We start from the raw sequence: 10923 nt of genomic DNA, 5'->3' as shown, positions 1-10923 counted from the left end.
GCCCCATGAGTCTTGACAACGCCCTTCTGCAACCCTTTGTCCTGGGCAATCTCAGCTTGCCCAACCGCGTTGTCATGGCGCCGATGACCCGCAATTTCTCCCCCGGTAATGTGCCGGGGGAAAACGTGGTGGAATATTACCGGCGGCGCGCGGCGGGGGGGACCGGGCTGATTATCACCGAGGGCACCTGCGTCGGGCACATCGCCGCCAGCGGCTACCCGGACGTGCCCTATTTTCACGGTGAAGAACGGCTTGCCGGCTGGCGCCGGGTGGCCGAGGCCGTGCACGCCGAGGGCGGCAAGATTGCCCCGCAACTGTGGCACGTCGGTGGCATGCGCCGGGCCGGGGTGCCGCCGGAAGGCGATGTGCCCGGCTATACACCTTCCGGGATGATCGTGCCGGGGAAAATGAACCGCCATGTCATGAGTCAACAGGACATTGACGACGTGGTCGCCGCCTTTGCCCGGGCGGCGGCGGATGCCCGCGCCTGCGGTTTCGATGCGCTGGAGCTGCACGGGGCTCACGGCTACCTGATTGACCAGTTCTTCTGGGAGGGCACCAACCAGCGTGAGGATGCCTACGGTGGCTCAATGGCCAATCGCGGCCGTTTCGCGGTGGAAATCATTGCCGCGGTACGGGGGGCGGTCGGCCCCGACTTTCCAGTAATTTTCCGGTTCTCGCAGTGGAAGCAGCAGGATTTCAGCGCGCGCCTGGCGCAGACGCCGGAGGAACTGGAAGCTTTCCTGGCGCCACTGAGTGCGGCGGGGGTGGACATTTTCCACTGCTCGACCCGCCGCTTCTGGGAGCCGGAGTTTGCGGGCTCTGCATTGAATCTCGCAGGCTGGACGAAAAAGCTTACCGGTAAACCGACCATCACCGTGGGCAGTGTCGGCCTCGATGTCGACTTCATCCCGGAACCCGGGGATTCCACCTTCCGCGAGGCGGATCCGGCCAGCCTGGATGAGCTGCTGCAGCGGCTGCAGGCCGGTGAATTCGACCTGGTGGCCGTGGGGCGCGCGCTGCTGGCCAACCCGGACTGGGTGGAGCTGCTGCGGTCGAACGCGCTGCCGCAGATGAAAGCGTTCCGCAAGGAAGACCTTGCGACTCTGGCCTGACAGGGGGCGGTATGCACAAGACCATTATTGTCGTCGATGAGGAAGATGCGCGGCTGGCCAGCGATACGCTTGAGGTCATATCCTTCGAGCGCTACCTGGTGGATTTTCCCAAGCGCAACGAGCCCAAGACCCGGCTGATCAATCTCTGCGATACCGAGTACTACCTGAGCCGCGGCTACTACTGCTCGCTGCTGGCGGAGGCGCGCCAGCACAAGGTTCTGCCCAGCATCAGCACCATCAACGACCTGCGGGACCTCGCCCTGGGGCCGGACGACGAAACCAACCTGGCGGCATTCGCGCCCAACCCGCTGCAGGAGGGAGAGGAGCGGGAATTTCTGGCTTACTTCGGCTGGACCGAGGATGAGCGCCTGCGGCAGCCGGTGCGGCGCCTGTTCGAGCGCTATCCCGCCCCGATCCTCTGCTTCAGTCTCTCCCTGGACGCTGGCGGCCTGCAGCTGAGCGTGCGTCGCCACGGTTACAACCGCCTGGCCGAACGCGAGCGCGACCTGTTCCAGCAGCGGCTGCAAATGTTCACCGAGAAGGTTTGGCGCAGCTCCGGCTCGCGCAAGCAGCTGCGCTGGGACCTGGCGATCCTGGTGAATCCCGACGAGGCCATTCCGCCCAGCGACGCCGAGGCGATCAAACGCTTCATCAAGGCCGCTGCCAAGGTCGGCATGCAGGCGGAGACGATTACTGCCGCGCAGGCCTCGCAGATTGCGCAATACGATGCGCTGTTTATCCGCGAAACCACGGCCATTGACCACCACACCTACCGCCTGGCGCGCAAGGCCGAGCGGGAAGGCCTGGTGGTGATCGACGATTCCACCTCCATTCTGCGCTGCTGCAACAAGGTGTTCCTGCACGACGCCTTCAGCTACCACCGGGTGCCTTCGCTGAAAACCCGCACAGTGATTGGGGTTTCCGAACCAGAGCTGGACGAGATAGAGGCCCAGTTCAGCTATCCCTGCGTGCTGAAAATGCCCGAGGGCTCGTTCTCCAAGGGTATCTACAAGGTTGCCAATCGTGACGAGCTGACATCCCGGCTGCGGGAGCTGCTGAGTGACACGGCGCTGGTGCTGGTGCAGGAGTTCATGTACACGGATTTCGACTGGCGGGTCGGTGTGCTGGCGGGGCGTGCGATCTACGCCTGCCGCTACCACATGGCCCGTGACCATTGGCAGATCTATAACCACGGCGCCAAGCGCTTTGCCACCGGCGGCTTTGAAACCCTGCCCACGTTCGAAGTACCGAAAGTGGTACTGGACGCGGCCCTGAAAGCCTGCAAGGTGGTCGGCAAGGGTCTCTACGGCGTCGATATCAAGCAAAAGGGCCAGCAGGTTTACGTCATGGAGGTCAACGACAACCCGAGCATCGAGCATCGGGTAGAGGACGCCTACCTGGGCAAGGAACTGTATATGCTGATCATGGCGGAGTTTTACCAACGCCTGGAGCAGCGCGGCCGATGAGCGCTCTGGTCGAGCTGACGGCCGCGGAGCTTGCCGCTGGCGACGAGCTGCTGTTTGCGCGCATTGCCCGCGATCTGCGCGAGCGTGGATTCACGGTCTGCCCCAAGGCCCTGCCTGGCTCCCTGGCGGGTGTGCTGCAGGCTCACCTCGCAGAGATGAATGCCGGGCGTTTTACCCGCGCCGGGGTGGGCCGCCAGGAAGCCCACACCCTGAATGACTTCGTGCGTACCGACGAGGTTTGCTGGATCAACGGTGAGTCCGCGGCCGGGCGCGCCTGGCTCGATTGGGCGGCCAGGCTGCAGCGCTTTCTCAATCGCGAGCTGCTGTTGGGACTGTTTTCCTTCGAGAGCCATTTTGCCCACTACCGCCCCGGTGACTTCTACCGCAAGCATCTGGATGCCTTTCGCGGGGAGGCCAATCGCGTCCTTTCCCTGGTGGTCTACCTGAATCCGGACTGGCAACTGGCGGATGGGGGCGAACTGGTGCTGTACCACGGGGATGACACAGGCTCCAGTCTCAAGGTGTTGCCCGGCCTGGGTACCATGGCCCTGTTCCTGAGCGAGGAGTTTCCACACGAGGTATTGCCGGCCACCCGCGACCGCTACTCCATCGCGGGCTGGTTCCGGGTCAATCAGTCCACCGGCCACCGCGTCGACCCTCCGCGCTAGGTATTGGACGTCGACACTGCGCAGGTCTAAGCTGTGTCTGGCTGACAGCGGAGGCCGGGATCGGCATCGACGGGACTGCAGCACCAACAAGGAGAAAAACAATGGTGAGTACACACCAGGCAGATGACCTCAACAGTTTCCTGGCGGGGGTCGAGCGTCGCAATCCGGGGGAGCCGGAATTCCTGCAGGCAGTGCAGGAGGTGGCGATGGACATCATCCCCTACATTGCCGACAAGCCTATCTACAAGGACCTGATGATTCTGGAGCGGATGACCGAACCCGACCGCATTGTTACTTTCCGCGTGGTGTGGGAGGACGATGACGGCAATGTCAGGGTCAATCGCGGTTTCCGCGTGCAGCAGAACAATGCCATCGGCCCCTACAAGGGCGGCATCCGTTTTCACCCCACAGTCAATCAGTCGGTACTGAAGTTCCTCGCCTTTGAGCAGGTGTTCAAGAACAGTCTTACCGGCCTGCCCATGGGCGGTGGCAAGGGCGGTGCGGACTTCAATCCCAAGGGCAAAAGCGACCGCGAGGTCATGCGCTTCTGCCAGGCTTTCATGACCGAGCTCAGCAAGCACATCGGTCCCGATACCGACGTGCCCGCCGGTGACATCGGCGTAGGCGCCCGCGAGGTCGGCTATATGTTCGGCCAGTACAAGCGCCTGATGAATCGCTTTGAAGGCGTGCTGACCGGCAAGGCGCTGGAATTTGGCGGCAGCCGCATTCGCCCCGAGGCTACCGGCTACGGCTGCGTATACATGATGGAAGAGATGCTGGCGCACCACAAGGAGAGCATTGAGGGCCGCAGCTGCGCGGTCTCTGGCTCGGGCAATGTCGCCACCTACTGCGCGGAGAAGCTGATCGAGCTGGGTGCCAAGGTGATTACCCTGTCCGATTCTGCGGGCTTTATCCACGACCCGAGCGGGATCACCCACGACAAGCTGATGTGGATCATGGAGCTGAAAAACAAGCGCCGGGGCCGGATCGAGGAATATGTGCGGGAGTTTGGCGGCGAGTACTTCGAGGGCGAGCGGCCCTGGAACGTGCCCTGCGAACTTGCCTTCCCCTGCGCAACCCAGAATGAGATTGACAAGTCCGATGCCGAGAAGCTGATCAAGAACGGCTGCAGGGCCATCGCCGAAGGGGCCAATATGCCCACGACGCCGGAGGCTATCAAGGTCATCCAGGGCAAGAAGGAGCTGCTGCACTCGCCGTCGAAGGCGGCCAATGCCGGCGGCGTGGCGGTGTCGGGACTGGAGATGAGCCAGAACAGCCTGCGCCTGCAGTGGAGCCGCGACGAGGTGGATGATCATCTGCACAAGATCATCCGCGGCATTCATGACCAGTGCGTCGAGTTTGGCACCGCTGCCGACGGCCATGTCGACTACTTCAAGGGCGCCAATGTTGCCGGTTTCAACAAGGTCGCCTCGGCAATGATTGCCTACGGTGTGATGTAGTCAGTCCTCCAGCCTGGGCACTGCGGCCAGCAGGGCCTGGGTATAGGGGTGTTGCGGAGCGGTCAGGATCTGCTCCGCAGTACCCTGTTCCATCAGTTTCCCCAGCTGCATGACGCCAACCTTGTGCGCAAGGGTCGGCACGATGGACAGGTCGTGGGTGATAAACAGGTAGGATACCCCGAACTCCCGCTGCAATTCCGCCAGCAGTTCCAGCACCTCGGCACGAATCGACACATCCAGGGCACTGGTCGGTTCATCGCAGATGATCAACTCCGGATCTACCGCCAGGGCGCGTGCTATCGCAATCCGCTGTAGTTGACCGCCGGAGAATTCGTGCGGATAGCGGCGGGCATGTTCGGCTCCCAGTTGTACCCGTGCCAGCAGTTCATGGATGCGGGCGTTGCGCGCGTCCTCCGTCAGCGCCAGGCCGAGGCTGATCATGCCCTCGGCGATGATGTCGCCGACGGTCATGCGCGGGTTCATGGAGGAGAAAGGGTTCTGGAAAATCACCTGAATCTGCTTGCGATAGGGCAGCATGGCGCTGCGGCCGATGCCCTGTATGGGTTCGCCCCGGAACAGGATTTCGCCGCCGGCAATCTCTTCCAGATTGAGAATCGCGCGGCCCAGAGTGGATTTGCCGCTGCCTGACTCGCCTACGAGGGCGAAGGTCTCGCCGCGGCCAATCGCCAGGGAGACGCCGTCTACGGCCCTGGTATAGTCGACGGTACGCTGCAGCAAGCCCTTGCGGATGGGGAAGTGTACCTTGACGTCCTTCAGCACCAGCAGCGGTTCTTCCGCTGCGGCGGCGCGGAAGTGCTCGAGGTCAGGCAGCGCATCGATCAGCTTGCGGCTGTAGGCCTGCTGCGGATCGTGGAAGAACTGATCGACGCTGGCGCGTTCGATCAACTCACCGCGATACATCACCGCCACTTCATCGGCGGTGTTCCTGACCACGCCCATATCGTGGGTGATCAGCAATACCGCGAGTTGGCGGGTGCGGGTCAGCTCGCGGATCAGGTTCAGCACCTGTAGCTGGATGGTGACATCGAGCGCAGTGGTGGGCTCGTCGGCAATCAAGACATCCGGTTCGCAGGCCAGGGCCATGGCAATCATCACCCGCTGCTGCTGGCCGCCTGAGAGTTGGTGCGGGAAAAAACCGAAACGCTGGTCCGGGTCGGGGATGCCGACTTCAGTAAACAGCTGGATAACGCGGTTACGCAGGGCAGCACCCCGCAGCGGCGTATGCAGCTTCAGTGTTTCGGCTACCTGGTTGCCCACGGTTTGCACCGGATTCAGGGCACTCATCGCATTCTGGAAGATCATCGCGACCTTGCGGCCACGTATCTCCTGCATCCGCGCCTCGGACAGGGCGAACAGGTCCGCGCCTTCCACATCGACACTGCCGGCGCTGATTTTCAGGGCGTCGGGCAGCAGCCGCATGGCGGCCAGCGAGGTTACCGACTTGCCGCTGCCGGACTCGCCGACCAGGGCAAAAATGTGGCCCGCCCTGAGTTCAAAACTGACACCCTTGACGATAGGCTCGCCGCTCTCTGCCAGGACCACGGTCAGGTCGGAGACCCGCATACAGATGCTACCGGCCGTCTGCTGCTGTTTCGGGGCGTTCATGCTTCCACCCTCCGCAGGCTGGTGCGGGGATCGAAGGCGTCACGGACCAGGTCGGAAAACAGGTTGGCGGCCAGTACCAGCGCGAACATGAAGAAAAAGGCGCCGGTCAGGGTCCACCAGACAGCCGGTTCCCGCGACAGCTCGGAGCGGGCGCCGTTGATCATGTTGCCCCAGCTGCCCATGGACGGATCCACGCCGACGCCGATATAGGACAGCACCGCCTCTGCCAGTACCAGGGCGCTGAACTCCAGGACGAAGGTGATGAGGATGATGTGCACCACGTTGGGCAGCACATGCCGCGCCAGGATGCGGGTGTGGCTGACGCCGAAGGCGTGGGCCGCCTGCACGTAGCCGAGCTGGCTGATTTTCAGGGTTTCCGCCCGGATCAGACGGCACAGGGTGGACCAGCTGGTGACCCCGAGGATGAAGCACAGGGCGATGAACTTGGCGTCCGCCTTCTCCATGCCGACGGCGAAGAAATCCGGGTTGAGGTCGATGTAAACCTGGAACAGCAGCACCGAGGCGGCAATCAACAGGATGCCGGGGATGGAACTCAGGGTTGTATACAGGTACTGCACCACGTCATCCACCCAGCCCTTGAAGTAACCCGCCATGACGCCGAGCGTTACCGCGATCGGCAGCATGATCAGGGTCGCGAGGGTGCCCAGCAGTACCCCGGTGCGAATACCCTTGAGCGACTGGTAGAGCACATCGGTGCCGCCCAGGTCGGTGCCGAGGATGTGGTAGTAGCGGCTCAGGCTGACCATCCAGACGCCGCTGCAGATAATGCTGCCCTGAGTCAGCCAGGAGGCGTGCCAGGGGTAGCGGCTGCGGCGCAGCAGCAGCCACTGGGGCCCTATCAACAGTGCCGACAGCAGCAGGCCCCAGAACAGTGCGGTGAAGGTCTTGCCCAGCACATCCGCGCCGCGCTGGGACGGGTCGGCCAGATGCTGGCCGGCATGGCGCAGGGGCGGGTAATCGCGGATGTCCTTGCCGGCCGCGTCCTTGAGGTTTTCCTTTTCAAAAGAGATCAGGGCAAAGGGCGCCGAATAGGTGCGCTCGAAACGCTCCCCCATGCCTCCGGTCAGCAGGTCAAAGACGCTGGTGACCTTGTTGTCATAGAACACCTCCTCCACTGCAACACCTTCCGGGTTTTCCAGCGCGCGGCGAAAGTGCAGGGAATCCAGCAGGGCGACCATGATATAGGCAGCTATGACCGTGAAGGCGACCATGCCCAGCCTGGAGCTGAACACTTCCGCCCAGCGCTCACGGGTCTGCGGGTCCTTGCGCAGCCGGTAGAAGAAGAAGGCCAGGGCGATCACCAGCAGATAGATCAGGGCGTCGGACCAGAGAACAACGGGTTTCATCAGCAACAGGCCTCAGGACAGCCGCACCCGGGGATCAGCCCAGGTGTAGGAAATATCGGTCAGCAGCAGGCCGAGGATGTAGAGAATGGAGCCGATAAAGACCATGCTGCGAACGATGGCAAAGTCCTGGGAATTGATCGCATCCAGCATGTAGCTGCCCAGGCCGGGAATGCCGAAGAACGATTCAATCAGCAGACTGCCCATGAACAGGGAGGGGATCAGCACCACGACCCCGGTCAGGATCGGAATCAGGGCGTTGGGCAGGATGTGCCGGAACAGGATAGTGAGCTCGCTGCAGCCCTTGGCGCGGGCGGTGCGGACGTAGTCCTGGTTGGCTTCCTCCAGGAACAGGGTGCGGTACCAGCGCGCGCCGGCGCCGATACCGGCGACCACCCCCACCAGCACCGGCAGGATCAGGAACTTCCACACCTGGCCCTCGGCATGGAAGCCGGAAATGGGCACCAGGCGCCAGGTCTTGGCCACCAGGAACTGGCCGCCAATGATGTAGAACAGGTAGGAAATCGACATCAGCGCCACGAACAGGAACACGGCGCCTCGATCCAGCCGGGTGCCGTGGAACATCACCACCATCAGCGCTACGCAGATGTTCACGCCGATGCCCACCAGAAAAGTGGGCAGCGCCACCGCCAGGCTGGGCCACATGCGGGAAGCGACATCGGTGGTGATGTCGCGGCCACTCTCCGAGCGGCCGAAGTCAAAGGCGAACAGGCGCACGGACTTGTCGAAGAAGATGGTGTCGGTCAGGCGCGCGAGCCCGGCGACATCGGGGTTCAGGAACAGCGGCTTGTCGTAGCCATTCTTCTGCTTCCAGTTCTCGATGGCTTCGGGAGTGACGTATTTGTCGCCGAGCTGGGACGCGGCCATATCGTCCGGCGAGTTGACCACGAAGAACAGGGTGAATGTCAGCAGGTTGACGCCAATCAGGATGGGAATGGCGTAAAGCAGCCGGCGAACGATGTAGGCAAACATAGGGGGGTCCTGTTATTGGCGCGCAGTTGCCTGAAGGCGGCGGCGGTAGGCGATTATTCCCGGTAGCAGCAAGGCGATCAGCAGCACCGCTCCCGCGTACAGCGGCCAGGTCACCGGCTGGTTCCACTGCGCACGCTTTTGTTCGCGCAGCGTTTCGTCGATGCGTACGTACTTGAGCGTGCTCTTGGAGATACCGTGGCGTTTGTTGTTGTGCACCCAGCTGTTGTTCAGGTAAATATCCTTGGGGTAGTAGGCGAACAGCCACACTGCGTCCTCCCGGAACAGGTCCACCATTCTGGCGACAATGGTTTCCCGCTCGGCGCCGGGGGGCAGCACTCGCATGGCGCGGAACAGCGCATCGTACTCCTCCGACTCATAGTTGGAGTTGTTGGCGCCGTCGCATTTGCAGAGCAGCGGGCTCTCCGGGCCGAATAGCAGGAACAGGAAGTTCTCCGGGTCGGGGTAGTCTGCCAACCAGCCGTGGGAGTAGATCTGGGTGTTGCCGGTGAGCAGTTTTTCCCGGGTCCGGTTCCAGTCCGCCGGCCGATACTCTACCTGCACCCCGATACGGGCGAAGGCGCGGTCGATCCAGTTCATGCTGGTATTGGAGATGGCCTGGCTCTGCACATCGATGAAAATCTTCAGCGGCTCGCCGGTGCGGGCATCGCGGCCGTTGGGGTAGCCGGCTTCCACCAGCAGCTGCTGAGCGTGCTCTATCGATTTGCGCTTTGGTCCACCGTCCACCCAGTCGTAGACGTAGGGGTTGATACCCGCCTCGCCGTCGACGAAGCCCGGAATGCCGGGCGGGATCGGCGTATGGGCGGCGATACCGTTACCCTTGTAGAAAATGTTCAGATACTCCTCGGTGTCAAAGGCGATCTGCAGCGCCCGGCGCAGCTTGCGCTTCTCCTCGCTGTAGCCGCCCACTACCGGGTCGCGCATATTGAAGCCATAGTAGTAGAGGGCCGGTTTTACATCGGGTGACACGCTGATATTGCGGTCCGCCATCTCCGCACTCAGCTCTACGCCGTCGGGGCCGACCACGAAGGCCTGGTCGAAAACCCGGTTGGTGTTGCCGTGGTTTTCCCCGGAACGGTCGTAGTAGCCTTGCAGGAATTTGGTCCACAGGGAGAGGACTTCCTTTTCCAGCCGGAAGACCGCCCGGTCCACCAGAGGCAGGCGCTTGCCGGCGTCATCCAGCAGGCCCTGCTCGGCGTCGCCCGGTGCGCCCTCGCTGGGGTAGTAGTCTTCGCGAAAATTGGGATTCCGCTCGAGTACGATTTCGCTGTTGGGGTCATTCTTCACCATCATGAACGGACCGCTGCCCACCGGCCACCAGTCCAGGGTCAGGTTGCGGTTGATAAACCCCGGGTTGCGGAAAAAACGGTCCACCTCCGGGGGAATGGGAGAAAAGAAGTGCATCGCCAGCCAGTAGCTGAACTGCGGGTAGCGGCCCTTGATGGTAATGTCGAAAGTGCGCTCGTCGATGACCTCCAGCCCCAGCATCGGGAACTGGTCAAGATCGAGCCAGCCGTCTCGCTGGATGTCCTGCAACTGGTCCGAGAATTCCTCCATTCCGACAATATATTGAGCCATAAAGCCGAGCATGGGCGAGCCGTTGAACGGGTCGGCCAGGCGCTTGATCGCGTAGACGTAGTCGTTGGCGCGGACCGCGCGGGAGCCGGTGTGAGGGAAGTCGCTGATCTGGGTGAAGCGGGATCCTTGCTCCGGCTCGCTGAAGACATAGCGGGGGGCTCCCGCTTCATCGACCGCAAAAGCGGGATGGGGCTGGTAGCGAGCGTCTGCTCGCACGGTCAGCCGGTAGCGGGAAAACGCCACTTCTTCCTGGTCCGGGTCGATTTCCTCCCCGCTCGCGTTCAGGTAGGTAATCCGGGGGAAATCCTCGACGCCGAGGGGAATCAGCTCATAGGGGCGTTTGAGGAAGTGGTAGCCCATGGGGGGCTCGTAAATCTGCATCAGGATCAGCGATTCGTCCGAGGCATAGGAAATGGCCGGATCCAGGTGTTTCGGCGGTGCCGGCGATATCATCGACTGGTAGGTCACCAGGCCTTCGGGCGTGGGCGGATTGGGGTTGTTCCAGGGCCCGTCTGTGCAGGCAACGAGGAGCAGGGAGCCGCATAGCAGGGCGGCGGCCCGGGTCCGGGCGGCCAGTCGAGGCAGCATGCTGGGTGGTCCGTTCAGCGGTAGGGGCGGCAATGTTAACAGTAAAT

General features: G+C 62.5%; 8 protein-coding genes. 4 read left to right on the top strand and 4 right to left on the bottom strand.

The genetic code is table 11. The annotated features are described in order from the left end of the window. Positions 1-5 precede the first annotated feature (5 nt). From Q6D67_RS02710 to gdhA, 4 genes are all read left to right on the top strand, one after another. The gene (locus Q6D67_RS02710; protein ID WP_304703998.1) at positions 6-1115 is read left to right on the top strand and encodes an NADH:flavin oxidoreductase; all 1110 of its coding nucleotides are present in this window, start codon (positions 6-8) and stop codon (positions 1113-1115) included. Between the two features lie 11 nt (positions 1116-1126). Further along, positions 1127-2581 carry a RimK family protein gene (locus Q6D67_RS02705; protein WP_304703997.1) on the top strand — a complete coding sequence of 485 codons (1455 nt, stop codon included), beginning with the start codon at positions 1127-1129 and terminating at the stop codon, positions 2579-2581. Next, on the top strand, positions 2578-3249 hold the full coding sequence (locus Q6D67_RS02700; RefSeq protein WP_304703996.1) for a 2OG-Fe(II) oxygenase: 672 nt from the start codon (positions 2578-2580) through the stop codon (positions 3247-3249). The genes Q6D67_RS02705 and Q6D67_RS02700 overlap by 4 nt, the downstream gene beginning before the upstream one ends. A 101-nt stretch (positions 3250-3350) precedes the next feature. Then, positions 3351-4709, top strand: coding sequence for an NADP-specific glutamate dehydrogenase (gene gdhA / locus Q6D67_RS02695; RefSeq protein ID WP_304703995.1), 1359 nt, complete (start codon positions 3351-3353; stop codon positions 4707-4709). Here gdhA and Q6D67_RS02690 read toward each other — a convergent pair whose 3' ends face one another. From Q6D67_RS02690 to Q6D67_RS02675, 4 genes are read right to left on the bottom strand one after another with little or no spacing between them, the layout of a single operon-like run. Beyond that, positions 4710-6335, bottom strand: coding sequence for an ABC transporter ATP-binding protein (locus Q6D67_RS02690; RefSeq protein WP_304703994.1), 1626 nt, complete (start codon positions 6333-6335; stop codon positions 4710-4712). Further along, positions 6332-7702, bottom strand: coding sequence for an ABC transporter permease (locus Q6D67_RS02685; protein WP_304703993.1), 1371 nt, complete (start codon positions 7700-7702; stop codon positions 6332-6334). Before Q6D67_RS02685 ends, Q6D67_RS02690 begins: the two co-directional genes overlap by 4 nt. Positions 7703-7714: 12 nt before the next feature. Next, on the bottom strand, positions 7715-8692 hold the full coding sequence (locus Q6D67_RS02680) for an ABC transporter permease (RefSeq protein ID WP_304703992.1): 978 nt from the start codon (positions 8690-8692) through the stop codon (positions 7715-7717). 12 nt (positions 8693-8704) lie between these two features. Then, positions 8705-10876 carry an ABC transporter substrate-binding protein gene (locus Q6D67_RS02675; RefSeq protein ID WP_304703991.1) on the bottom strand — a complete coding sequence of 724 codons (2172 nt, stop codon included), beginning with the start codon at positions 10874-10876 and terminating at the stop codon, positions 8705-8707. Between the last annotated feature and the right edge of the window lie 47 nt (positions 10877-10923).

It is taken from the genome of Haliea sp. E1-2-M8 (assembly GCF_030649675.1).
Classification (GTDB): Bacteria; Pseudomonadota; Gammaproteobacteria; order Pseudomonadales; family Halieaceae; genus Haliea.
Note: the sequence above shows the minus strand (reverse complement) of the source record. Positions and strands in the feature narration are given on the sequence as shown.

Bases quoted from the DNA above. Each gene is read 5' to 3' on its own strand.
- Q6D67_RS02705 (WP_304703997.1), top strand. From the start codon at position 1,127: ATGCACAAGACCATTATTGTCGTCGATGAGGAAGATGCGCGGCTGGCC.
- Q6D67_RS02700 (WP_304703996.1), top strand. From the start codon at position 2,578: ATGAGCGCTCTGGTCGAGCTGACGGCCGCGGAGCTTGCCGCTGGCGAC.
- gdhA (WP_304703995.1), top strand. From the start codon at position 3,351: ATGGTGAGTACACACCAGGCAGATGACCTCAACAGTTTCCTGGCGGGG.
- Q6D67_RS02685 (WP_304703993.1), bottom strand. From the start codon at position 7,702: ATGAAACCCGTTGTTCTCTGGTCCGACGCCCTGATCTATCTGCTGGTG.
- Q6D67_RS02710 (WP_304703998.1), top strand. From the start codon at position 6: ATGAGTCTTGACAACGCCCTTCTGCAACCCTTTGTCCTGGGCAATCTC.
- Q6D67_RS02675 (WP_304703991.1), bottom strand. From the start codon at position 10,876: ATGCTGCCTCGACTGGCCGCCCGGACCCGGGCCGCCGCCCTGCTATGC.
- Q6D67_RS02680 (WP_304703992.1), bottom strand. From the start codon at position 8,692: ATGTTTGCCTACATCGTTCGCCGGCTGCTTTACGCCATTCCCATCCTG.
- Q6D67_RS02690 (WP_304703994.1), bottom strand. From the start codon at position 6,335: ATGAACGCCCCGAAACAGCAGCAGACGGCCGGTAGCATCTGTATGCGG.